The following is a 22,748-nucleotide window of genomic DNA, read 5'->3' as shown; positions in this document are numbered from 1 at the left end:
CCAGGGCGGCCACGAGGATCTTGTGGGAGAAAGAGACGCCACGGTACCGCGTCGCCGCGGGCCGCGGGGAGACCTCCGGGCTCGGAGGCGCACGCGGGGTGGCGTACGCACATGAGAAGTTGACGGTCTACTTGACGGTATCCGGCACGGTGACGGCCCGCGACCCGCACGGCGAGGAGCGGCACGGCGGCGCGGCGGCCGGCACGACGACACGAGGTGAATCGCGGTGAAGGGCACAGTCGGAGAGCTCGGCGAGTTCGGGCTCATCAGGGAGCTGACCTCCCGGCTCACCTCCACCCCGGCGGTGCGGATCGGGCCCGGCGACGACGCCGCGGTCGTCTCCGCCCCCGACCGGCGGGTGGTGGCCAGCACGGACATCCTGCTCGAAGGACGCCACTTCCGCCGCGACTGGTCCACGGCCTACGACGTCGGCCGCAAGGCCGCCGCGCAGAACCTCGCCGACATCGCCGCCATGGGCGCCGTGCCCACCGCGCTGCTCCTCGGCCTCGTCGTACCCGCCGAGCTCCCGGTCACCTGGACCACCGAACTCATGGACGGACTGCGCGACGAATGTCAGGTCGCCGGTGCCGCCGTGGTCGGCGGCGACGTGGTCCGCGGCGACACGATCATGGTCTCCATCACCGCCCTCGGCGACCTGCGCAACCACGACCCGGTCATCCGCGGGGGCGCCAAGCCCGGCGACGTGGTCGCCTACACCGGCTGGCTCGGCTGGTCCGCCGCCGGCTACGCGGTGCTCTCCCGCGGCTTCCGCTCCCCGCGCGCCTTCGTCGAGGCCCACCGCCGCCCCGAGCCGCCGTACCACGCGGGCCCCGCCGCGGCCGGCCTCGGCGCCACCGCCATGTGCGACGTCAGCGACGGCCTGATCGCCGACCTCGGGCACATCGCCGAGGCCAGCAAGGTCCGCATCGACCTGCGCTCCGGCCTCATCGACATCCCCAGCCAGATGAACGACATCGGCCAGGCCGTCGGCGTCGACCCGCTGCAGTGGGTGCTCACCGGGGGAGAGGACCACGCGATCGTCGCCACCTTCCCGCCGGACGTGAAGCTGCCCGCCCGCTGGAAGGTCATCGGCGAGGTCCTCAACCCCTCCGCGCTGCCCCAGGTCACCGTCGACGGCGCCCCCTGGCACAGCACGGGGGGCTGGGACCACTTCGGGGAGACCGAGTGACCTCCCGGCCGCCCCTGGTGCTCACCGTCGCCGGATCGGACTCCGGCGGCGGCGCGGGCATCCAGGCCGACCTGAAGACCATGCTCGCGCTCGGCGTCCACGGCATGAGCGTGATCACCGCCGTGACCGCCCAGAACTCGCTGGGCGTCCAGGGCGCCTGGGAGCTGCCCGAGGAGGCCGTACGGGCCCAGTACCGGGCCGTGGTGGACGACATCGGCGTCCAGGCCGTCAAGACCGGCATGCTGGCGTCGGCGGCGCTCGTGGAGACCGTGGCCGAACTGCTCGCCCCCGTGGGCGCCCCCGTCGTCGTCGACCCGGTCGGCGTCTCCAAGCACGGCGACTCCCTGCTCGCCGCCTCCGCCCTGGACTCCGTCCGTACGAAGCTGTTGCCCGTCGCGACCGTCGCCACGCCCAACCTGGACGAGGTGGCGCAGCTCACGGGCATCGAGGTCGAGGACGAGGCCGGCATGCGGCGGGCGGCCGACGCGATCCTCGGGTACGGGCCGCGCTGGGCCCTGATCAAGGGCGGACACCTGCCCGGAGCCGCCCCGGAGGCCGTGGACCTGCTCACCGACGGCACCGAGGAGCACTGGCTGCGCGCCCCCCGGTACGACAACCGGCACACCCACGGCACCGGCTGCACGCTCGCCTCCGCGGTCGCCTCGGGCCTCGCGAAGGGCCTCACGGTCCCGGAGGCCGTACGGCAGGCCAAGGCGTACGTCACGGGCGCCATCGCCGCCGGATTCGCGCTCGGCGCGGGCATCGGCCCGGTCGACCACGCCTGGCGACTGCGCCGCTAGCCGTCGCCCGCCGGACTGTTTCCGGGCCGGCCGTTTCCGGGCAAGGCAAAAGGCCGGTTCACCGAGGTGAACCGGCCTTTCAAGGCAACCGCAGGGGCTGCGCTACGACACGACGTCGCGATTAGCGCGAGACCTTGCCGGCCTTGATGCACGAGGTGCAGACGTTGAGCCGCTTCGGCGTCCGACCGACCACGGCACGCACACGCTGGATGTTCGGGTTCCAGCGACGAGACGTACGGCGGTGCGAGTGCGAAATGTTGTTGCCGAAGCCCGGCCCCTTGCCGCAGACGTCGCAGTTGGCAGCCACGGGTCACTCCAAAGACTTCAGATTTACAGTGAAACCGGCGCACCGGAATCGGATCAGGGATCTGAAGTGGCTTGCCGGGGAATGGCCCGGTCAGTGCCGGGCAACCGAAGCAGCATACAACGGATGCTTCGGTGGAACGAAACTACCACGGCCCGCCCGGCCCCCGCCCCCGGCCCCGGCTCCGGGCGGACGCCGGTCTACCCTGCGGTGAACCCACCGCGAAGCACAGGAGGACCACCCGTTGCCGCGAGCTCCGCAGACCCTCGACGCCGAGACGGTCCGATCCTGGTGCGCGGGAGCCCTTGCGGCGCTCGGGAGAGAGCGCGCGGAGATCGACGCCATCAACGTCTATCCCGTCGCCGACGGGGACACCGGCACCAACCTCTATCTGACGGTGGAGTCCGCCGCCCGCGCCGTGGACGCCGCCGACGCGGCCGCCGACGTGGCGGAGATCATACGGATCATGGCGCACGGCGCCCTGCTCGGCGCCCGCGGCAACTCCGGCACGATCCTCTCCCAGCTGCTCCGCGGCATGGCCGTGGTCCTCGCCGAGGGCGCCGACGGCGACCACCTCGCCCGCGCCCTCGCGAACGCCGCCGGCCAGGCCCGCCAGGCCGTCGCCCACCCCGTCGAGGGCACCCTCCTCACCGTCGCCGACGCGGCGGCCGGCGCCTGCGCCGCGGGCGGGGATCTCGTCACCGTTGCGGAACGGGCCTACGAGGGGGCCCGCGCCGCCCTCGACGCCACCCCGGGACAGCTCGACGCGCTGCGCCGGGCCGGCGTCGTGGACGCCGGCGGAGCCGGTCTGGTCGCCGTCCTCGGCGCCCTCCTGGAGACCCTGACCGGCGAGGCCGCCGACCGGCCCGCCGAACCCGCCTGGCACCACCACCCGACGCTCGCCGTCGACTGCGCCGCCGGCACCGGCCCCGCCTACGAGGTCATCTACCTCCTGGAGGCCGGGGACGAGGCCGTGGACCGGCTCCGCGGCCGGCTCGACGCCCTGGGGGAGTCCCTGGTCGTCGTCGGCGGCGACGGGCTGTGGAACGTGCACGTCCACGTCGACGACGCCGGCGCCGCCGTCGAGGCCGGCGTCGAGGCGGGACGCCCGTACCGGATCCGCGTCACCCACTTCGAGAGCCGCCCCGAACCCGCCGAGCGGGCCGTCGTCGCCGTCCTGCCCGGCGAGGGCCTGGCCGGGCTGTGCACCGAGGCCGGCGCCACCACCCTGGTCGCCCGCCCCGGCGAGACCCCCACCGCCGCCGAGCTCACCGAGGCCATCCGGCGCGCCCACGCCCGCGAGATCGTGCTGCTCCCCAACGACACCGAGCTGCGCGAGATCGCCGCCGAGGCCGCCGAGCACGCCCGCCGCGAGGGCATCCGGGTCGCCCTCATCCCCACCCGCGCCGCCGTCCAGGGCATCGCCGCGCTCGCCGTCCACGAACCCGAGCGGCGCTTCGACGAGGACGTCGTCGCCATGACCGCCGCCGCCGGTGCCACCCGCTACGCCGAACTCGGCGTCGCCGCACGCCAGTCCTTCACCTCCGCAGGCGTCTGCCAGGCCGGCGACGTCCTCGGCCTCATCGAGGGCGACGTCGCCGTCATCGGCCGGGACCTCACCGCCACCGCCGTCACCGTCCTCGACCGGATGCTCTCCGCCGGCGGCGAACTCGTCACCGTGGTCGTCGCCGCCGACACCCCCGACGACCTCGCCGACACCCTCGAACGGCACGTCCGCACCACCTACTTGGCCGTCGACACCACCGTCTACCACGCCGGCGAGGGAGCGCCCCCGCTGCTCATCGGCGTCGAATAGCCCGCATTACGGGACCGAGGGGCGCGACTTCTGTCAGTGCCGTGGTGTGCAATGGACCACGTGCCCGCGCTCGACGAACCCCTCAAGAAACTGCTCGGCGCCGCCACCGCCAAGGTGATGGCCGAGCACCTGGACCTGCACACGGTCGGCGACCTGCTGCACCACTACCCGCGGCGGTACGCCGAGCGCGGCGAGCTGACCGCGCTCGCCGACCTCCCGCTGGACGAGCACGTCACCGTGGTCGCCCAGGTCGCCGACGCGCGCGTGCACACCTTCAACCGGGGCGGCCGCGGCAAGGGCCAGCGCCTGGAGGTCACCATCACCGACGGCAGCGGCCGGATGCAGCTGGTCTTCTTCGGCCGCACCGTCCACTTCCACCAGAAGGAACTGCTGCCCGGCCGGCGCGCCATGTTCGCCGGCAAGGTCGGCATGTTCAACCGGCGCCTCCAGCTCGCCCACCCCGAGTACAAGCTGCTCGACGCCGACAGCGACACCGAGACCGTCAAGGCCTTCGCGAGCGAACTGCTGCCCATCTACCCGGCCTGCAAGCAGCTGGAGTCCTGGACCATCGAGCAGTCCGTCGGCATCGCCCTCGACTCCATGGCCGCCACCGCCTGGGAGGGCCTCGTCGACCCGCTGCCGCCCGCCCTGCGCGAGGGCCGCGGCCTCACCGACCTGCCCGACGCGCTGATGAAGATCCACCGGCCGCACACCAAGGCCGACATCGCCGACGCCCGCGACCGCCTCAAGTGGGACGAGGCCTTCGTCCTCCAGGTCGCCCTGGCCCGCCGCCGGCACGCCGACACCCAGCTCGCCGCCGTCGCCCGTCGCCCCGCCCCCGACGGCCTCCTCACCGCCTTCGACGCCCGCCTCCCCTTCACCCTCACCGACGGCCAGCAGAAGGTGTCCGCGGAGATCTTCGACGACCTCGCCACCGAGCACCCTATGCACCGCCTCCTCCAGGGCGAGGTCGGCTCCGGCAAGACCATGGTCGCGCTGCGCGCCATGCTCGCCGTCGTCGACGCCGGGGGACAGGCCGCCATGCTCGCCCCCACCGAGGTGCTCGCCCAGCAGCACCACCGCTCGATCACCGAGATGATGGGCGACCTCGCCGAGGGAGGCATGCTCGGCGGCGCCGACCAGGGCACCAAGGTCGTGCTGCTCACCGGCTCCATGGGCGCCGCCGCCCGGCGGCAGGCGCTGCTCGACCTGGTCACCGGCGAGGCCGGGATCGTCATCGGCACCCACGCCCTGATCGAGGACAAGGTGCAGTTCCACGACCTCGGCCTGGTCGTCGTCGACGAACAGCACCGCTTCGGCGTCGAACAGCGCGACGCCCTGCGCGGCAAGGGCAAACAGCCCCCGCACCTGCTCGTCATGACCGCCACGCCCATTCCCCGTACGGTCGCGATGACCGTCTTCGGCGACCTGGAGACCTCCGTCCTCGACCAGCTGCCCGCCGGCCGCTCCCCGATCGCCAGCCATGTCGTCCCGGCCGCCGACAAGCCGCACTTCCTCGCCCGCGCCTGGGAGCGGGTCCGCGAGGAGGTCGAGGCCGGCCACCAGGGATACGTGGTGTGCCCGAGGATCGGCGACGAGGAGGACCAGAAGAAGAAGGCCAAGGCGTCCCCCGAGGACGAGGCAGAGAAGCGCCCGCCGCTCGCCGTCCTCGACGTCGCCGAGCAGCTGCGCGCCGGGCCGCTCGCCGGACTCCGCGTCGAGGTGCTGCACGGCCGGATGCACCCCGACGACAAGGACGAGGTCATGCGCCGCTTCGCCGCCGGCGAGGCGGACGTCCTGGTCGCCACCACCGTCATCGAGGTCGGCGTCAACGTGCCCAACGCCACCGCCATGGTGATCATGGACGCCGACCGCTTCGGTGTCTCCCAGCTGCACCAGCTCCGCGGCCGCGTCGGCCGCGGCTCCGCCGCCGGCCTGTGCCTCCTCGTCACCGAGATGCCCGAGGCCAGCCCCGCCCGCCAGCGCCTCGGCGCCGTCGCCTCCACCCTCGACGGCTTCGAGCTCTCCCGGATCGACCTCGAACAGCGCCGCGAGGGCGACGTCCTCGGCCAGGCCCAGTCCGGCGTCCGCTCCTCCCTGCGGGTCCTCGCCGTCATCGAGGACGAGGAGGTCATCGCCGCCGCCCGCGAGGAGGCCACCGCCCTCGTCCTCGCCGACCCCGAGCTCACCGCCCACCCCGCCCTGCGCACCGCGCTCGACGCGCTCCTCGACAAGGACCGGGAGGAGTACCTGGAGAAGGGCTGATGTCGGCGGGCTGACGTCGAGCAGCTCGAACGGCCATAATTCATTGCAAGCGCAATGGATTATGGAGAACGAGGAACCCACATGACCCGCGTGATCGCCGGCACCGCCGGCGGACGACGGCTCGCCGTGCCCCCGGGCAACGGCACCCGGCCCACCTCCGACCGCGCGAGGGAAGGTCTCTTCTCCACCTGGGAGTCCTTCCACGGCCTCGCCGGCGCCCGGGTCGCCGACCTGTACGCGGGCTCCGGCGCCGTCGGCCTGGAAGCGCTGTCCCGCGGCGCCGCCCACACCCTCCTCGTGGAGGCCGAGCCGCGCGCCGCGAAGACCGTCCGCGACAACATCCGCAACCTCGGCCTGCCCGGCGCCGAGCTGCGCACCGGCAGGGCCGAGCAGGTCGTCACCGGACCGGCCCCGGCCGAGCCGTACGACCTGGTCTTCCTCGACCCGCCCTACGCCGTCGCCGACGCCGATCTTCGCGAGATCCTCCTCACAATGCGCGCGGGGGGCTGGATGGCGGAGGATGCCCTCGTCACCGTGGAGCGCAGCACCCGGGGCGGCGAATTCGGCTGGCCGGACGGCTTCGAACCACTGCGGGCCCGTCGCTACGGCGAGGGAACGTTTTGGTACGGTCGCGCCGCCTCTACGTGCGAAGACGCACGATGACCGGACCGGAGAGCGAGGGAACCAAGTTGCGCCGCGCCGTATGTCCGGGGTCGTTCGACCCCATCACCAATGGACATCTCGACATCATCGCCCGCGCCTCCAAGCTGTACGACGTCGTACACGTCGCGGTGATGATCAACCAGTCGAAGAAGGGCCTCTTCACGGTCGACGAGCGGATCGAGCTGATCCGCGAGGTCACCGCCGACTTCGGGAACGTCGAGGTCGAGTCCTTCCACGGCCTCCTCGTCGACTTCTGCAAGCAGCGCGACATCCCCGCCATCGTCAAGGGACTCCGCGCCGTCAGCGACTTCGACTACGAGCTGCAGATGGCCCAGATGAACAACGGGCTCTCCGGCGTCGAGACGCTGTTCGTGCCCACCAACCCCACCTACAGCTTCCTGTCGTCCTCCCTGGTCAAGGAGGTCGCGGCCTGGGGCGGCGACGTCTCCCACCTGGTGCCGCCGCAGGTCCTCGGCCGGCTCACCGAGCGCCTCCGGGAGCGCTGAACCGGGTGTCCACCGGCCGTGCGCCGGCCGTGACCCCCGGCCACCGCCCCTGACGCTCCGTCACCAGGTGCCGGACGGGCCCCGACTGGCCTTACAGTCGTCCCGTCCGTCTCCATCCAGCTGTAGAGAGTGGCGAGCACCGGTGGACGTGCAGAAGAAGCTCGACGACATCGTCGATACGGTCCGGAGCGCCCGCTCCATGCCCATGTCGGCGTCCTGCGTGGTCAACCGGGCCGAGCTGCTCGCTCTGCTCGAAGAGGTCAGGGGCGCCCTGCCCGGCTCCCTGGCCCAGGCCCAGGAGCTCCTCGGCGGGCGCGAGCAGATGGTCGAGCAGGCCCGCCAGGAGGCGGAGCGGATCATCGAGGCCGCCCACGCCGAGCGCGGCTCGATCGTCTCCGACTCCCAGGTGGCCCGGCAGTCCCAGGACGAGGCCGAGCGGATCCTCGCCGAGGCCCGCCGCGAGGCCGAGGAGATCCGCGCCGAGGCCGACGACTACGTCGACTCCAAGCTCGCCAACTTCGAGGTCGTCCTCAACAAGACCATCGCCTCGGTGGACCGCGGCCGCGAGAAGCTGCTCGGCCGCGGCCCGGGCCTCGACGCCGAGGGGTACGCCGACGAGGACGCCCCCGAGTACAGCGCCGACCCGCAGACCCTGATCCAGCGCGCCGACGCCTACGTGGACGTCAAGCTGGGCGCCTTCGAGGCCGTCCTGAGCAAGACCCTGGAGGCCGTCGGCCGCGGCCGGCAGACGCTGCACGGCCGGATCGCCTCCGACGCCCTCGGCGAGCACATGGCCGCCCAGGACGCGGCCGGCGGCACGGGCGGCCTGCACCACGGCAGCGACGCCGACTACCTGGCCGGCCTCGCGGAGCTCGCCGACCCCGAGCCCCAGCCCGCGCAGCCGGCGCAGCCCGTACAGATTCCGGCCCAGCAGGACCCGTACGCGTACCAGCAGCAGGATCCCTACGCGTACCAGCAGCCGGTCCAGCAGGACCCCTACGGGTACCCGCAGCAGCCCCAGCAGGCCGACCCCTACGCGTACCAGGGGCAGTACACGTACGAGCAGCAGCAGCCGGTCCAGCAGCAGGCGCCCGCCTCGCTCGACGAGACCAGCTTCTTCGACACGAGCATGATCGACCTCGAACAGCTGCGCCGGTACGAACAGGGGCAGTAGCCCGGATTGGGCCCTGGGCGAAGCGTCCAGTATCCTGGCTCTTCGGTCGCGCTATGTCCGCGATCAGTGCTGCCCGAGTCTGGCAGCCCCTCACGTTGTGAACGATCCGAAAGCAGGAAGAGCCCTGAGCACGCGCCTCGACCACCGCAATCCCCTCGTGTTCGACACACACGAGCTGGGACGGCGTCCTGGTGCCATGCAGCGGCTCTCCCGCACGGTCGACGCCCCCAGGGACCTGGGGATCGCGGGGGTCATCGCGGTGCCCGAGGGCGCCCCGGTGGAGATCGAGCTCCGTCTCGAGTCGGTCATGGAAGGGGTGCTTGTCACAGGCACCGCCCGTGCATCGGCCGAGGGGGAGTGCGTAAGGTGTCTGGAGCCCGTCGAGCTTGATGTCGACGCGGACTACCAGGAGATGTTCTCGTACCCCGACTCCGACGACCGGGGCCGCTCCAAGGCGGCCGCGGACGACGAAGCCGAGGACGACGAGAGCATGATCCCCCTCGAGGACGGCATGTTCGACCTCGAACCCGTGCTGCGCGATGCGGTGGTGCTCGCACTGCCCATGCAGCCGGTGTGCCGGGAGGACTGTGAAGGTCTGTGTTCCGAGTGCGGAATCAACCTGAACGACAACCCGGACCACCACCACGACGCCGTCGACGCACGTTGGGCGGCATTGCAGGGACTCGCCGGTTCGCTGGGAACCGATGAGAAGGACAACATGAGCGGCGCCGCAACCGGTGTCGACGAAGAGCAGGAGAAGTAGCCGTGGCTGTTCCGAAGCGGAAGATGTCGCGCAGCAACACGCGCCACCGCCGGTCGCAGTGGAAGGCTGCGGTCCCCACCCTGGTTTCGTGTGAGCGTTGCCAGGAGCCGAAGCAGCAGCACATCGCGTGCCCGAGCTGCGGCACCTACAACAAGCGCCAGGTCCTCTCGGTCTGAGGGGCTGGTGAGAGGCACGATGTCTGACCACGTCAATTCGGCCTCGTCCCACACGCTTCTGGAAGGGCGGCTCGGGTATCAGCTCGAGTCCGCCCTTCTGGTGCGTGCGCTCACCCACCGTTCGTACGCGTACGAGAACGGCGGTCTGCCCACCAACGAGCGGCTGGAGTTCCTCGGGGACTCGGTGCTCGGCCTGGTGGTCACGGACACGCTGTACCGCACCCACCCGGATCTCCCCGAGGGCCAGCTGGCCAAGCTTCGGGCCGCGGTGGTCAACTCGCGTGCGCTGGCGGAGGTGGGCCGCGGCCTCGACCTGGGCTCCTTCATCCGGCTCGGCCGGGGCGAGGAAGGCACGGGCGGCCGGGACAAGGCGTCCATCCTCGCCGACACCCTCGAAGCGGTGATCGGCGCGGTGTATCTCGACCGGGGCCTCGACGCGGCGTCCGAGCTGGTTCACCGGCTCTTCGACCCGCTGATCGAGAAGTCCTCGAACCTCGGTGCCGGCCTGGACTGGAAGACCAGTCTCCAGGAGCTCACCGCGGCCGAGGGTCTCGGTGTGCCGGAATACCTCGTCAGCGAGGAGGGTCCGGACCACGAGAAGACGTTCACTGCTGCCGCCCGCGTCGGTGGTGTCTCGTACGGCACCGGCACCGGCCGCAGCAAGAAGGAAGCGGAACAGCAGGCGGCGGAGTCCGCGTGGCGCGCGATTCGCGCCGCCGCGGACGAGCGCGCGGCAGCGGCGAAGGCCGCGACCGTGGAAGAGGGCGCCGACACCTCTTCCGCCGGGGACCAGGCCACCGCCTGACCCCTTCCGTTTCCGGCGCGCATGCCCCCGTCCCGCTCAGGGACGGGGGCATCGTGCTGTCGGTGCCCGGCGGTAGGCTGCGATCAGCAGTCCCCACCAGCCTTCTGTGTGCCGTCCGGAGGAAGTCCCGTGCCCGAGTTGCCCGAGGTCGAGGTCGTACGACGCGGTCTTGAGCGGTGGGTCGCGGGGCGGACCGTCGCGGAGGTCGAGGTCCTGCACCCGCGCGCGGTGCGCCGGCACCCCGAGGGCGGGGCGGACTTCGCGGCACGCCTGAAGGGGCAGCGGTTCGGGATCGCCCGGCGGCGCGGCAAGTATCTGTGGCTGCCGCTGGACTCCGGCGACGCCTCCGTGCTCGGGCACCTCGGGATGAGCGGCCAGCTGCTCGTACAGCCGGAGGACGCGGCGGACGAGAAGCACCTGCGGATCCGGATCCGGTTCGACGATGCCGCCGGGACCGAGCTGCGCTTCGTGGACCAGCGGACCTTCGGCGGGCTCTCGCTGCACGACACCGCCCCGGACAGCACGGACGGGCTGCCGGACGTCATCGCGCACATCGCGCGCGACCCGCTGGACCCGGCCTTCGACGACGCCGCCTTCGCGAGCGCGCTGCGGCTGCGGCGGACCACGATCAAGCGGGCGCTGCTCGACCAGTCGCTGATCAGCGGGGTCGGCAACATCTACGCGGACGAGGCGCTGTGGCGCTCGAAGCTGCACTACGAGCGGCCGACGGCCACGTTCACCCGGCCGCGCTCGGCCGAGCTGCTCGGGCACGTCCGGGACGTGATGAACGCGGCGCTCGCGGTCGGCGGCACCAGCTTCGACAGCCTGTACGTGAACGTGAACGGCGAGTCCGGCTACTTCGACCGCTCGCTCGACGCGTACGGGCGGGAGGGCGAGCCCTGTCACCGGTGCGGGACGCCGATGCGCCGCCGTCCGTGGATGAACCGCTCCAGCTACTACTGCCCGCGCTGCCAGCGCCCGCCGCGCGCGTCCGCCTGACGCACCTGCTGACGCACCGCCCGGCTCACCCCGTGACGGGCGCGCGCTCCGCGTCGTAATTCTCGCGGGCGGCGAGCACCTGCGGCATGCGCCCCTCGACGAGGTGGATCAGTCCGAGCAGCCGCTCGGCGACCTCGGTGCCCAGCGGTGTGAGCCGGTAGTCGACCCGGGGCGGGTTGGTGGGCTGGGCCTCGCGGTGCACCAGTCCGTCGCGCTCCAGCGCGTGCAGGGTCTGGGAGAGCATCTTCTCGCTGACGCCGTCCACCCGGCGGCGCAGCTCGTTGAAGCGGGCGCCGCCCTCGTGCAGGGCGCCCAGGGTGAGGCTGCCCCAGCGGCCGGTCACGTGCTCCAGCGTGCCGCGGGAGGGACAGGCCTTGGCGAACACGTTGAAGGCGAGGTCTTCGAGGCCCGGGTCATCGGTCATGCCCTCTACCATACGCGCGTACAGCGCTGTGGGACAGGGGGCGCTAACCCCAGGGTTGCGCTATCCAAAAGTTAGTGCTCTACTTCTCGTCGTTCCCCTCCTGCCGTCCTTCGCACCGTCGAGGAGCCTTTTCATGACCACGCCCGTCGTCTCCATCGCGTACCACTCCGGCTTCGGCCACACCGCCGTCCTCGCCGAGGCCGTCCGGGACGGAGCCGCCGACGCCGGCGCCACCGTGCACCTGATCAAGGTCGACGAGATCACCGACGCCGAATGGGAGCTCCTCGACGCCTCCGACGCGATCGTCTTCGGCTCGCCGACCTACATGGGCACCGCCTCCGGCGCCTTCCACCAGTTCGCCGAGGCCACCTCGAAGCGCTGGTTCACCGACGCCTGGCTGGACAAGCTGGCCGCCGGCTTCACCAACTCCGGCTCGAAGAGCGGCGACAAGCTGCACACCCTGCAGTTCTTCCAGACCCTCGCCGGCCAGCACGGCATGACCTGGGTCAACCTCGGTCTGAAGCCCGGCTGGAACACCACCGAGGCCTCCGAGAACGACCTCAACCGCCTCGGCATCTTCGCCGGCGCGGGCGCCCAGACCCCCAACGACCTGGGCCCGGAGGGCGTCCACAAGGCCGACATAGCCACCGCCGAGCACCTCGGCCGCCGGGTCGCCGCCACGGCCCGCACCTTCGCGCTCGGCAAGGTCGCGGCCTGAGCCGTCGCCCGCCCCGTACGCGAGAGGGCCCCGTCACCGACGCGGTGACGGGGCCCTCTCCCGTATCCGGGGAGCCCGGGGCTCAGAAGCCGAAGTCCTGCGTCCACCACGGGCCGCCGGAACCGAAGTGCACACCGACGCCGAGCGCGGTGTAGTCGCAGTTCAGGATGTTGGCGCGGTGTCCGTCGCTGGCCATCCAGGACTTCATCACCGCGGCCGCGTCGACCTGGCCGCGGGCGATGTTCTCACCGCCGAGGTCCGAGACCCCGGCCTTCTGGGCGCGGGACCACGGGGTCGCGCCGTCGGGGTCGGTGTGGTCGAAGAAGTTCCGGGCCGCCATGTCGGCGCTGAAGGCACCGGCCAGGGCGGCGAGCTCGGCGTCCGAGCGGACCGGGACGCAGCCCACCTTGGCGCGCTCCGCGTTCACCAGGCGCACGACCTCCGCCTCGGCGGCCTGCTCGCGGGCGCTCAGGGAGCGGGCGGCGGTGGTCGGCGCGACCGGGGCCTGGGTGGTCGGAGCCGGCGCCGGCCGGGTCGTCCGCACCGGAGCCGGGGTCGCCTTGGGCGTGGGCTTCGCGGTCGTGGGCTTCGGGCTCGGCGTCGCCGTCTTCGACGGGGTCGGCTTCGGCGCGGGCTTCGCCGACGGGGCGGCGGTCTTCCGGGTCCCGGCCGACTGGCCGGTCGCGGCGGCCGAGGCGCCGCCCTGGGTGTTCAGACTCGGCGCGCGCTGCTCGGCCTGTGCCGTCACGCGCGGCTCGTCCTTGCCGGCGTTGTCGAACGAGAACGTCTCGCCGCCGGGCAGCAGACCCGAGGCGATGCCGATCGCACCGACCGCGACCGCCGCGGAGACACCGAGCAGCCCGGTCTTCACGGGTGCGCCGCGTCGTGTGCCGCGATGCCGTCCCATCTGCTCGCCTCCTGACGTACTGAACCGAACCGCGCCTGAGCTCAACTGTCTGAGCTGCGCTCTTTGCTGATCTTTGCTTCTGCGGGCCTTCCGGCGGGCCTTCGAACAGGATGCCGCCGAACGGGTGAGGCCCGTTCCGCACGGACTGTACGCCATGACATGCGGGGCTGACGTGCTCCTTCCGTAATTCGCCCGTTAGCGTGCAGGCATGAATGAGGACGTACGGATCACCGCCTGGGTGCGCGGCCGGGTACAGGGAGTGGGCTTCCGCTGGTTCACCAGGGCAAACGCGCTGGAGATCGGCGGGCTCGTCGGTTTCGCCCTGAACCTCGACGACGGCCGGGTCCAGGTCGTGGCCGAGGGGCCGAGTGACAATTGCCACCGTCTGCTCGACTGGCTCCGCTCCGCCGACACGCCCGGGCGCGTGGACGGTGTCACTGAGATATGGGACACCCCGCGCGGCGGCTACGACGGCTTCGCCATCCGCTGACCCTCGCCCTCCGAAGACCCCCGACCACGCTCCGCGCACCCCCGTCCGACGCCCCCGAACGGCCCCGGACGGGGGTCGCGGTGAACAGTCGCGGAAGCGAGAACCACCTGGTGGTTGCGGAGAACGGCGCGCCGTGCCAGGCTGCGGCAGTAAGGATGATCTCCACGCCCCTCGGGCACCGAGTTGCGAGGCGCCGCCGCCGGAATTCCGCGGCCGCAGCCCCCCGGTGAGCCCCGGAAGCAGGGCGTGATCGTGTTGACCGTCAAACTTTTTGGTGAGACTCTGGAAGCCCCGCGCACCTTAGCTGTTCGACCGTGAGAACCGGCACGACAAAGAGCACGGCCGAGCACCGCGGGTGCGAATCCCTCACGACCCACACCGCTTCGGTCGGTCACTCATTGTGGAGGACCATCCATCATGGCAAAGGCGCTTCTCGGTTACGTCGGCGGCTCCGACCCGCGACTCCTCGCCGAGATGCGACGGCTTCAGCAGCGCGTCCAGGACCTCGAGTCCGAGCTGGTTCGGATCCAGTCCGAGAACGACGCGCTTGCGGCTGCCGCCGCCCAGCACCAGGGAGAGTCGCTGCTGGACAGCATCGATCTCGACGTCACCAATGCGGAGCCTGCGCTCACCTGAGGTCCCAGCCCCGAGGGGCCAGGTGAGAAACACTCACGCCAGCACAGCCGGCATCGCACATGGCCGACATCGCACATGCTGGACCTGCAAGGGGCGCTCCGGCGTCCCTTCTTTCTTGCCTTCTCGCGAAGCTCTCGCGAACCTCTTGCGCAGCTCCTGAGGCGCCCCCCGTCCCCCGCGTGACACTCCTTGGGGGAGGGTGTGCCCTGCACGATCACGGGTGAAACCCGAGACCCCGGGTAGAGTCCGCAGGCGTGCATCTCAAGGCCCTGACGCTCCGCGGTTTCAAGTCGTTCGCCTCCGCCACCACGCTGCGGTTCGAACCGGGAATCACCTGCGTCGTCGGGCCCAACGGCTCGGGCAAGTCCAATGTCGTGGACGCGCTGTCCTGGGTCATGGGAGAGCAGGGCGCCAAGTCGCTGCGCGGCGGCAAGATGGAGGACGTCATCTTCGCCGGCACGACCGGGCGCCCGCCGCTCGGCCGCGCCGAGGTCTCGCTGACCATCGACAACTCCGACGGCGCGCTGCCCATCGACTACGCCGAAGTCACCATCACCCGGATCATGTTCCGCGGCGGCAGCAGCGAGTACCAGATCAACGGCGACACCTGCCGGCTGCTCGACATCCAGGACCTGCTGTCCGACTCCGGCATCGGCCGCGAGATGCACGTCATCGTCGGCCAGGGGCAGCTCGACTCCGTCCTGCACGCCGACCCGGCGGGCCGCCGCGCCTTCATCGAGGAGGCCGCCGGCGTCCTCAAGCACCGCAAGCGCAAGGAGAAGGCGCTGCGGAAGCTCGACGCGATGCAGGCCAACCTCGCGCGCGTCCAGGACCTCACCGACGAACTGCGCCGCCAGCTCAAGCCGCTCGGCCGGCAGGCCGCGGTCGCCCGCCGCGCCGCCGTCATCCAGGCCGACCTGCGCGACGCGCGCCTGCGGCTGCTCTCCGACGACCTCGTACGCCTCAAGGAGGCGCTGAAGGCGGAGGTCGCCGACGAGGTCGCGCTGCTCGCCCGCAAGGAGGCCACCGAGGCCGAACTGAGGGCGGCCCTCGCGAAGGAGGCCGGCCTGGAGGACGAGGTGCGCCGCCTCGCGCCGCGGCTCCAGCGCGCCCAGCAGAGCTGGTACGAGCTGTCGCAGCTCGCCGAGCGGGTCCGCGGCACCGTCTCCCTCGCCGACGCCCGGGTCACCAGCGCCACCGCGCAGCCGCCGGAGGAGCGGCGCGGCCGCGACCCGGAGGACATGGAGCGCGAGGCCGCCCGGATCCGCGAGCAGGAGGCCGAACTGGAGGCCGCCCTCGAAGCCGCCGAGCGCGCCCTCGACGACACCGTCGCCCACCGCGCCGAACTGGAGCGGGCCCTCGCCGTCGAGGAGCGCCGCCTCAAGGACCTCGCCCGCGCCATCGCCGACCGCCGCGAGGGCCTGGCCCGGCTGCACGGCCAGGTCAACGCGGCCCGCTCGCGCGCCGCTTCGGCCCAGGCCGAGATCGACCGGATGGCCGCCGCCCGGGACGAGGCCCAGGAGCGGGCGGTCGCCGCCCAGGAGGAGTACGAGCAGCTGAAGGCCGAGGTCGACGGCCTCGACGCGGGCGACACCGAGCTGGGGGAGCGCCACGAGGCCGCCCGCCGCGAACTCGCCGACGCCGAGACCGCCCTCACCGCCGCCCGCGAGGCCGCCGCCGACGCCGACCGCTCCCGTGCCGCCACCCGCGCCCGCCACGACGCCCTCGCCCTGGGCCTGCGCCGCAAGGACGGCACCGGCGCCCTGCTCTCCGCCGGCCTCACCGGCCTGCTCGGCCCGGCCGCCGAACTCCTCACCGTCACCCCCGGATACGAGCTCCCCCTCGCCGCCGCCCTGGGCGCCGCCGCCGACGCCCTCGCCGTCACCGACCCCACCACCGCCGCCGAAGCCCTGCGCATGCTCCGCAAACAGGACGCGGGCCGGGCGGCACTGCTGCTCGCGGGCGACCAGCCGGCCGTACCGGAGGCGCCCCTGCCCGACGGGGTGCACGCGGCCGCCTCCCTCGTCACCGGACCCGCCGAACTCATCGGCGCCGTACGGAGGTTGCTGCGCGGCATCGTCGTCGTCACCGGGCTCGACGAGGCCGTCGAGCTGGTGCGGGCGCGGCCGGAGCTGACGGCGGTCACCGGCGAGGGGGACCTCCTGGGCGCGCACTTCGCGCAGGGCGGCTCCGCCGGGGCGCCCAGCCTCCTGGAGGTGCAGGCCTCGGTGGACGAGGCAGCGGCCGAGCTGGGCGAGCTCGAAGTGCGCTGCGCCGAGCTGGTCACCGCCAGGGAGACGGCCCAGGAGCGGCGGCGTGAGGCGGCGCGGCTGGTGGAGGAGCTGGCCGAGCGGCGCAGGACGGCCGACCGGGAGAAGTCGCAGGTGGCGCAGCAGCTCGGCCGGCTGGCCGGGCAGGCCAGGGGAGCGGCCGGGGAGGCCGAGCGGACCGCCGCCGCGGCCGCCCGGGCCGAGGAGGCCCTGGAGCGGGCGCTCGTCGAGGCGGAGGAGCTGACCGAGCGGCTGCTCGTGGCGGAGGAGACCCTGCAGGACGAGGGCGCGGAGGAGCCCGACGCCTCCGTGCGCGACCGGCTGGCGATCGACGGTTCCAACGCGCGCCAGACCGAGATGGAGGCCCGGCTCCAGGTCCGTACCCACGAGGAGCGGGTCAAGGGCCTGGCCGGCCGGGCCGACTCGCTCGACCGGGCGGCCCGCGCCGAGCGCGAGGCCCGGGCGCGCGCCGAGCAGCGCCGGGCCCGGCTGCGCCACGAGGCCGAGGTCGCCCGCGCCGTCGCGGCCGGCGCCCGCCAGCTGCTCGCCCACATCGAGGTGTCGCTGACCCGCGCCGAGCGGGAGCGCGCGCTCGCCGAGGCGGCCAAGGGCGCCCGCGAGCAGGGCCTGACGGCGGCCCGCACCAGGGGCCGCGAGCTGAAGGCGGAGCTGGACAAGCTCACCGACTCGGTGCACCGCGGCGAGGTGCTCGGCGCGGAGAAGCGCCTGCGGATCGAGCAGCTGGAGTCCCGCTCCCTGGAGGAGCTGGGCGTCGAACCGGCGGCGCTTGTCGAGGAGTACGGCCCCCACCAGCCCGTACCGCCGTCGCCGCCCGCCGAGGGCGAGACGCTCCCCGACGACCCCGACCACCCGCGCAACCAGCCCCGGCCCTTCGTCCGCGCGGAGCAGGAGAAGCGGCTCAAGGCCGCCGAACGGGCGTATCAGCAGCTCGGCAAGGTGAATCCGCTCGCCCTGGAGGAGTTCGCGGCCCTGGAGGAACGGCACCAGTTCCTGTCCGAGCAGCTGGAGGACCTGAAGAAGACCCGGACGGACCTCCTTCAGGTCGTGAAGGAGGTCGACCTGCGCGTCGAGCAGGTCTTCACCGAGGCCTACCGGGACACCGCCCGCGAGTTCGAGGGCGTGTTCTCCCGGCTCTTCCCCGGCGGCGAGGGCCGGCTCGTGCTCACCGACCCGGACAACATGCTCACCACCGGCGTGGACGTCGAGGCCCGCCCGCCGGGCAAGAAGGTCAAGCGGCTCTCGCTGCTCTCCGGCGGCGAGCGCTCGCTGACGGCCGTGGCGCTGCTGGTCTCCATCTTCAAGGCGCGGCCCAGCCCGTTCTACGTGATGGACGAGGTCGAGGCGGCGCTCGACGACACCAACCTGCAGCGGCTGATCCGGATCATGCAGGAGCTCCAGGAGTCCTCGCAGCTGATCGTGATCACGCACCAGAAGCGCACGATGGAGGTCGCGGACGCGCTGTACGGCGTGTCGATGCAGGGCGACGGCGTCTCGAAGGTGATCAGCCAGCGGCTCCGCTGAGCAGGCTCCCTGACACGCACCTCTACACGCCCACCTCAAGATCACTTCAACTTCTGAAGACAGAGAGCCATCGAATGCGTTTCAAGTCATACGACATCGCCTATTGACTTCGAAACATGAAGGCATAGTCTCTGCAACGTTGCTTTTACCTTCAAGTGGTGCCCGGCGTGAACTTGTGCCCCACTTGAAGGGCTCGCCCCCCACCGCACCGGCGACGCTGCCGGAGCCCCGAGGAGTCCTTGTGACCAGCACCGCGCAGGCGCCCACACCGCCTTCGTCCGAAGGCCGTTCGGCCCATCCGGACCACATCGGACACGTCATCTTCATCACGGCGTCCGCCGCGATGGGCGGCTTCCTCTTCGGCTACGACAGCTCCGTCATCAACGGCGCCGTCGAGGCCATCCGCGACCGCTACGACATCGGCTCCGGCACCCTCGCCCAGGTCATCGCCATCGCCCTGATCGGCTGCGCCATCGGCGCCGCCACCGCCGGCCGGATCGCCGACCGCATCGGCCGGATCCGCTGCATGCAGATCTCCGCCGTGCTCTTCGCCGTCAGCGCCGTCGGCTCCGCACTGCCCTTCGCCCTCTGGGACCTCGCCCTCTGGCGGATCGTCGGCGGCTTCGCCATCGGCATGGCCTCCGTCATCGGCCCCGCCTACATCGCCGAGGTCGCCCCCGCCGCGTACCGCGGCCGCCTCGGCTCCTTCCAGCAGGCCGCCATCGTCATCGGCATCGCCATCTCCCAGCTGGTCAACTACGGCATCCTGCAGATCGCCGACGGCGACCAGCGCGGCGAGATCGCCGGCCTGGAGGCCTGGCAGTGGATGCTCGGCGTGATGGTCGTCCCCGCCCTCCTCTACGGCCTGCTCTCCTTCGCGATCCCCGAGTCCCCGCGCTTCCTCATCTCCGTCGGCCGGACCGACCGCGCCAAGGAGGTCCTCGCCGAGGTCGAGGGCCACGGCGTCGACCTGGACCGCCGGGTCGCCGAGATCGACCTGGCCATGCGCAGCGAGCACAAGTCCACCTTCAAGGACCTGATGACCGCCGGCAGCAGGTTCAAGCTGCTCCCCATCGTCTGGGTCGGCATCGGACTCTCCGTCTTCCAGCAGCTCGTCGGCATCAACGTCGCCTTCTACTACTCCGCGACGCTGTGGCAGTCCGTCGGCATCGACCCCTCGGGCTCCTTCTTCTACTCGTTCACCACGTCGATCATCAACATCGTCGGCACCGTGATCGCGATGGTGCTGGTCGACCGGGTCGGCCGCAAGCCGCTCGCCCTCGTCGGCTCCGTCGGCATGGCCATCGCCCTCGCCTTCGAGGCCTGGGCCTTCTCCGCCGACCTCGTCGACGGCAAGCTCCCCACCACCCAGGGCGTCGTGGCGCTCGTCGCCGCCCACGTCTTCGTGCTCTTCTTCGCCCTCTCGTGGGGCGTGGTCGTCTGGGTCTTCCTCGGCGAGATGTTCCCCAACCGGATCCGCGCCGCCGCCCTCGGCGTCGCCGCCTCCGCGCAGTGGATCGCCAACTGGGCCATCACCGCCAGCTTCCCGTCCCTCGCGGACTGGAACCTCTCCGGCACCTACGTCATCTACACGGTCTTCGCCGTGCTCTCGATCCCCTTCGTGCTCAGGTACGTGAAGGAGACCAAGGGCAAGGCGTTGGAGGAGATGGGCTAACCCCCGCTGCCCTCTCCTCTGGTACGGAACTGCCCCGGTTCGAGGTCCTACGCCTTGAGCCGGGGCAGTACGCCTTCACCGAACAGGCGCACGCTCCGCCACCCCTCCTCCAGCGGCATCCCGCCGCACAGCGGATGCAGCACCAGACTGTCGAGCTCCGCCCCGAGCGCCACGCACTCGTCCGGCGTCACCACCCGGTAGACGCCCTCCGCCCGCAGCTCCGCCACCGTCGACGCGGTCGACCGCACCGCCGAGCGGATGTCCTTCGACTGCCAGGAGGCATAGGTCCGCGCCTCGTGCAGGAAGTGCTGCCCGTACTCCGCCCACGTCCGGTCCGGATCCTCCGCCACGTGCAGCAGCGGCGTCTCGCGGGCCGGCATCATCGTCCAGCCCTCCGTCCCGTACGCCGCGCACTGCTCCTGGTAGTACGTCTCGAGCTCCGGCAGATGCGCGCTCGGGAACAGCGGCAGCCCCAGCCGCGCCGCCCGCCGGGCCGCCGCCCGCGACGAGCCGCCGACCAGCAGGAGCGGGTGCGGCCGGGTGAGCGGCCGCGGGGTGACCCGTACCGTACGGCCCTGATACGTGAAGGGCTCGCCCGACCACGCGGCCAGCAGGGTCTCCAGGAGCAGGTCCTGCAGCCTGCCCCGGCGCCCCCAGTCGACCCCGCGCTCCTCGTACTCCTCCGGCCGGTAGCCGATCCCCGCCACCGTCACGAGCCGCCCGCCGCTCAGCAGGTCCAGGACCGCGATCTCCTCCGCGAGCCGCAGCGGATCGTGCAGCGGCCCGATGATCGCCGAGACGGTCACCGCGATCTGCTTCGTCGCCCCGAAGACCGCGCCCGCGAAGGCGAAGGGGGAGGGCAGCCAGTTGTTCGCGACCCCGTGGTGCTCCTCGGTCTGCACGGTGTCGACCCCGTGCGCGTCGGCGTGCGCGGCCATCTCCACGGCGGCCCGGTAGCGGGCCGAGAGCGAGACCGGGTCGGCGTGCGGGTCGACGAGGTTGAAGCGGACGACGGTGAACGGCATGGGGACCCCTCCGCGGTGGGTGGCGCAGGCGGGAGGGAACGTAGCTGACGTACCGTCAGAAGGGAACCGTGTCGACGGCCTCAGGGGCAGGGGGTGTGTCGGCCCACCGAATGAGCCGACACACCCCCTGGGAGCGCTGAGCGCGCCTGAACCGGCTCGCCATACTGGAGCGGTTGTGACTCCACCCTGACTGCGGGCTTCCCGTCGACGCTGGGGCCGACGGCGGACCAGCCCGGCCCGCCGGGGCAGTGCAGCAGCGCCCCGTGCCTGGATGAACGAGGCTGCTCGCCAGAGGTCACGCATACTGGACGCGTTATGGAACTCATCCTTGCTGTAGTCATCGCTCTGGTCGTCGCGGTCGCCGTGACCGGCGGGCTCGTGATCAGCGGCCGCAAGAAGAAGCAGCTGCCGCCGGCCGAGCCGCCGTCCACCGCCCCGACCATCACCGCTCCGCCCGCCGAACCGCACATCGGCGACGAGGCGGAGACGCCGCGGGAAGAACCACGCCGCACCGTCGAAGAGGTCCAGCTCCCGGCCGCCGCCGAGGGCGCCGAGGCCCCGGTCGTCGTCGAGGAGTCGGTCGAGGAGCTCGCCGCCCCCGAGATCGAGGTGCCCGAGCCGACCGCCGGCCGGCTGGTCCGGCTGCGCGCCCGGCTCGCCCGCTCGCAGAACTCGCTCGGCAAGGGACTGCTCTCGCTGCTGTCCCGCGAGCACCTCGACGAGGACACCTGGGAGGAGATCGAGGAGACCCTCCTCACCGCCGACGTCGGCGTCGCCCCCACCCAGGAGCTGGTCGAGCGGCTGCGCGAGCGCGTCAAGGTGCTCGGCACCCGCACCCCCGAGGAGCTGCGCGGCCTGCTGCGCGAGGAGCTGATCACCCTCCTCGGCGCCGACCTGGACCGCTCGGTGCGCACCGAGAGCCCCGAGGACGTCCCCGGCGTCGTCATGGTCGTCGGCGTCAACGGCACCGGCAAGACCACCACCACCGGCAAGCTGGCCCGCGTCCTGGTCGCCGACGGCAAGTCCGTCGTCCTCGGCGCCGCCGACACCTTCCGTGCCGCCGCCGCCGACCAGCTGCAGACCTGGGGCGAGCGGGTCGGCGCGCGCACCGTGCGCGGCCCGGAGGGCGGCGACCCGGCCTCCATCGCCTTCGACGCGGTCAAGGAGGGCATCGCCGAGAAGGCCGACGTCGTCCTCATCGACACCGCCGGCCGACTCCACACCAAGACCGGCCTCATGGACGAGCTCGGCAAGGTCAAGCGCGTCGTGGAGAAGCACGGCCCGCTCGACGAGATCCTGCTCGTCCTCGACGCCACCACCGGTCAGAACGGCCTCATCCAGGCCCGTGTCTTCGCCGAGGTCGTCGACATCACCGGCATCGTCCTCACCAAGCTCGACGGCACCGCCAAGGGCGGCATCGTCGTCGCCGTCCAGCGCGAGCTGGGCGTCCCGGTCAAGCTGATCGGCCTGGGCGAGGGCCCGGACGACCTGGCCCCGTTCGAGCCGGGCGCGTTCGTCGACGCCCTGATCGGCGACTGAGACCGTCCGCAGCGCATACGAGAAGGGCCCCTGCCGCAGCTCAACGGCAGGGGCCCTTCTCC

Annotated in this window: 22 protein-coding genes; 18 read left to right on the top strand and 4 right to left on the bottom strand. The window is 72.1% G+C overall.

Annotated elements, in window-relative coordinates; genetic code table 11:
- The first annotated feature begins 98 nt into the window (after positions 1 to 98).
- Genes KV205_RS13975 through thiD form a run of 3 tightly spaced genes read left to right on the top strand, consistent with a single transcriptional unit; the run spans position 99 to position 1,989 of the window.
- Complete coding sequence (locus KV205_RS13975; RefSeq protein WP_265864649.1) at positions 99 to 230, top strand: hypothetical protein; 132 nt, start codon at positions 99 to 101, stop codon at positions 228 to 230.
- On the top strand, positions 227 to 1,189 hold the full coding sequence (locus tag KV205_RS13970) for a thiamine-phosphate kinase (protein WP_265864648.1): 963 nt from the start codon (positions 227 to 229) through the stop codon (positions 1,187 to 1,189). Before KV205_RS13975 ends, KV205_RS13970 begins: the two co-directional genes overlap by 4 nt.
- On the top strand, positions 1,186 to 1,989 hold the full coding sequence (gene thiD, locus KV205_RS13965; protein ID WP_265864647.1) for a bifunctional hydroxymethylpyrimidine kinase/phosphomethylpyrimidine kinase: 804 nt from the start codon (positions 1,186 to 1,188) through the stop codon (positions 1,987 to 1,989). Before KV205_RS13970 ends, thiD begins: the two co-directional genes overlap by 4 nt.
- Positions 1,990 to 2,110: 121 nt before the next feature.
- On the opposite strand, the gene rpmB is transcribed toward thiD, so the two are convergent.
- Positions 2,111 to 2,296, bottom strand: coding sequence for a 50S ribosomal protein L28 (rpmB, locus tag KV205_RS13960; protein WP_003957616.1), 186 nt, complete (start codon positions 2,294 to 2,296; stop codon positions 2,111 to 2,113).
- Positions 2,297 to 2,537: 241 nt separating this feature from the next.
- Here rpmB and KV205_RS13955 point away from each other — a divergent pair, with 241 nt between their 5' ends.
- The 9 genes from KV205_RS13955 to mutM all read left to right on the top strand — a co-directional run bounded on the left by KV205_RS13955 (position 2,538) and on the right by mutM (position 11,460).
- Positions 2,538 to 4,109 (top strand): DAK2 domain-containing protein, encoded by a 1,572-nt coding sequence (locus KV205_RS13955; RefSeq protein WP_265864646.1) that lies wholly within the window; start codon positions 2,538 to 2,540, stop codon positions 4,107 to 4,109.
- Positions 4,110 to 4,160: 51 nt separating this feature from the next.
- Positions 4,161 to 6,374, top strand: a complete 2,214-nt coding sequence (recG, locus tag KV205_RS13950) for an ATP-dependent DNA helicase RecG (protein WP_265864645.1) — start codon at positions 4,161 to 4,163, stop codon at positions 6,372 to 6,374.
- 81 nt (positions 6,375 to 6,455) lie between these two features.
- Positions 6,456 to 7,037, top strand: a complete 582-nt coding sequence (rsmD, locus tag KV205_RS13945) for a 16S rRNA (guanine(966)-N(2))-methyltransferase RsmD (protein WP_265864644.1) — start codon at positions 6,456 to 6,458, stop codon at positions 7,035 to 7,037.
- Between the two features lie 26 nt (positions 7,038 to 7,063).
- Positions 7,064 to 7,543 (top strand): pantetheine-phosphate adenylyltransferase, encoded by a 480-nt coding sequence (gene coaD, locus KV205_RS13940; protein WP_265864814.1) that lies wholly within the window; start codon positions 7,064 to 7,066, stop codon positions 7,541 to 7,543.
- A gap of 142 nt (positions 7,544 to 7,685) precedes the next feature.
- Positions 7,686 to 8,717, top strand: coding sequence for an ATP synthase F0 subunit B (locus KV205_RS13935; protein ID WP_265864643.1), 1,032 nt, complete (start codon positions 7,686 to 7,688; stop codon positions 8,715 to 8,717).
- Positions 8,718 to 8,913: 196 nt separating this feature from the next.
- Complete coding sequence (locus KV205_RS13930; protein WP_265864642.1) at positions 8,914 to 9,480, top strand: DUF177 domain-containing protein; 567 nt, start codon at positions 8,914 to 8,916, stop codon at positions 9,478 to 9,480.
- Between the two features lie 2 nt (positions 9,481 to 9,482).
- Positions 9,483 to 9,656 carry a 50S ribosomal protein L32 gene (gene rpmF / locus KV205_RS13925; RefSeq protein WP_030496967.1) on the top strand — a complete coding sequence of 58 codons (174 nt, stop codon included), beginning with the start codon at positions 9,483 to 9,485 and terminating at the stop codon, positions 9,654 to 9,656.
- A 19-nt stretch (positions 9,657 to 9,675) separates the two neighbouring features.
- Positions 9,676 to 10,461, top strand: coding sequence for a ribonuclease III (rnc, locus tag KV205_RS13920; RefSeq protein WP_265864641.1), 786 nt, complete (start codon positions 9,676 to 9,678; stop codon positions 10,459 to 10,461).
- Between the two features lie 129 nt (positions 10,462 to 10,590).
- Positions 10,591 to 11,460 carry a bifunctional DNA-formamidopyrimidine glycosylase/DNA-(apurinic or apyrimidinic site) lyase gene (gene mutM, locus KV205_RS13915; RefSeq protein WP_265864640.1) on the top strand — a complete coding sequence of 290 codons (870 nt, stop codon included), beginning with the start codon at positions 10,591 to 10,593 and terminating at the stop codon, positions 11,458 to 11,460.
- A gap of 25 nt (positions 11,461 to 11,485) precedes the next feature.
- On the opposite strand, the gene KV205_RS13910 is transcribed toward mutM, so the two are convergent.
- Positions 11,486 to 11,884 (bottom strand): helix-turn-helix domain-containing protein, encoded by a 399-nt coding sequence (locus KV205_RS13910; RefSeq protein ID WP_265864639.1) that lies wholly within the window; start codon positions 11,882 to 11,884, stop codon positions 11,486 to 11,488.
- A gap of 133 nt (positions 11,885 to 12,017) precedes the next feature.
- Between KV205_RS13910 and KV205_RS13905 the strand changes: the two genes are divergently transcribed.
- Positions 12,018 to 12,602 (top strand): flavodoxin family protein, encoded by a 585-nt coding sequence (locus KV205_RS13905; protein ID WP_265864638.1) that lies wholly within the window; start codon positions 12,018 to 12,020, stop codon positions 12,600 to 12,602.
- An 82-nt stretch (positions 12,603 to 12,684) separates the two neighbouring features.
- Here the strand turns inward: KV205_RS13905 and KV205_RS13900 are convergent, their stop codons facing one another.
- Positions 12,685 to 13,509 carry a CAP domain-containing protein gene (locus tag KV205_RS13900; RefSeq protein ID WP_265864637.1) on the bottom strand — a complete coding sequence of 275 codons (825 nt, stop codon included), beginning with the start codon at positions 13,507 to 13,509 and terminating at the stop codon, positions 12,685 to 12,687.
- A gap of 208 nt (positions 13,510 to 13,717) precedes the next feature.
- Here KV205_RS13900 and KV205_RS13895 point away from each other — a divergent pair, with 208 nt between their 5' ends.
- The 4 genes from KV205_RS13895 to KV205_RS13880 all read left to right on the top strand — a co-directional run bounded on the left by KV205_RS13895 (position 13,718) and on the right by KV205_RS13880 (position 20,122).
- Positions 13,718 to 13,999: an acylphosphatase gene (locus KV205_RS13895; protein ID WP_265864636.1), complete on the top strand. Its 282-nt coding sequence runs from the start codon at positions 13,718 to 13,720 to the stop codon at positions 13,997 to 13,999.
- A gap of 417 nt (positions 14,000 to 14,416) precedes the next feature.
- Entirely contained in the window at positions 14,417 to 14,635 is a 219-nt protein-coding gene (locus tag KV205_RS13890) for a hypothetical protein (protein WP_265864635.1), read from the top strand.
- Positions 14,636 to 14,889: 254 nt separating this feature from the next.
- Positions 14,890 to 18,447, top strand: a complete 3,558-nt coding sequence (gene smc, locus KV205_RS13885) for a chromosome segregation protein SMC (protein ID WP_265864634.1) — start codon at positions 14,890 to 14,892, stop codon at positions 18,445 to 18,447.
- Positions 18,448 to 18,688: 241 nt separating this feature from the next.
- A complete protein-coding gene (locus KV205_RS13880) occupies positions 18,689 to 20,122 on the top strand; it encodes a sugar porter family MFS transporter (RefSeq protein ID WP_265864633.1) in 1,434 nt (477 codons plus the stop codon).
- Between the two features lie 47 nt (positions 20,123 to 20,169).
- Here the strand turns inward: KV205_RS13880 and KV205_RS13875 are convergent, their stop codons facing one another.
- A complete protein-coding gene (locus KV205_RS13875; RefSeq protein WP_265864632.1) occupies positions 20,170 to 21,147 on the bottom strand; it encodes an LLM class flavin-dependent oxidoreductase in 978 nt (325 codons plus the stop codon).
- A 315-nt stretch (positions 21,148 to 21,462) separates the two neighbouring features.
- On the opposite strand from KV205_RS13875, the gene ftsY reads away from it, so the two are divergent.
- The gene (gene ftsY, locus KV205_RS13870) at positions 21,463 to 22,686 is read left to right on the top strand and encodes a signal recognition particle-docking protein FtsY (RefSeq protein WP_265864631.1); all 1,224 of its coding nucleotides are present in this window, start codon (positions 21,463 to 21,465) and stop codon (positions 22,684 to 22,686) included.
- The last annotated feature ends 62 nt before the right edge of the window (positions 22,687 to 22,748 follow it).

It is taken from the genome of Streptomyces sp. SKN60 (assembly GCF_026236535.1).
Taxonomy (GTDB): Bacteria; Actinomycetota; Actinomycetes; order Streptomycetales; family Streptomycetaceae; genus Streptomyces.
Note: the sequence above shows the minus strand (reverse complement) of the source record. Positions and strands in the feature narration are given on the sequence as shown.

Coding starts and splice junctions, on each gene's coding strand:
- KV205_RS13890 (WP_265864635.1), top strand. CDS start 14,417: ATGGCAAAGGCGCTTCTCGGTTACGTCGGCGGCTCCGACCCGCGACTC.
- rnc (WP_265864641.1), top strand. CDS start 9,676: ATGTCTGACCACGTCAATTCGGCCTCGTCCCACACGCTTCTGGAAGGG.
- KV205_RS13905 (WP_265864638.1), top strand. CDS start 12,018: ATGACCACGCCCGTCGTCTCCATCGCGTACCACTCCGGCTTCGGCCAC.
- KV205_RS13910 (WP_265864639.1), bottom strand. CDS start 11,884: ATGACCGATGACCCGGGCCTCGAAGACCTCGCCTTCAACGTGTTCGCC.
- recG (WP_265864645.1), top strand. CDS start 4,161: ATGGACCACGTGCCCGCGCTCGACGAACCCCTCAAGAAACTGCTCGGC.
- KV205_RS13875 (WP_265864632.1), bottom strand. CDS start 21,147: ATGCCGTTCACCGTCGTCCGCTTCAACCTCGTCGACCCGCACGCCGAC.
- KV205_RS13900 (WP_265864637.1), bottom strand. CDS start 13,509: ATGGGACGGCATCGCGGCACACGACGCGGCGCACCCGTGAAGACCGGG.
- rsmD (WP_265864644.1), top strand. CDS start 6,456: ATGACCCGCGTGATCGCCGGCACCGCCGGCGGACGACGGCTCGCCGTG.
- KV205_RS13895 (WP_265864636.1), top strand. CDS start 13,718: ATGAATGAGGACGTACGGATCACCGCCTGGGTGCGCGGCCGGGTACAG.
- KV205_RS13930 (WP_265864642.1), top strand. CDS start 8,914: ATGCAGCGGCTCTCCCGCACGGTCGACGCCCCCAGGGACCTGGGGATC.
- ftsY (WP_265864631.1), top strand. CDS start 21,463: ATGGAACTCATCCTTGCTGTAGTCATCGCTCTGGTCGTCGCGGTCGCC.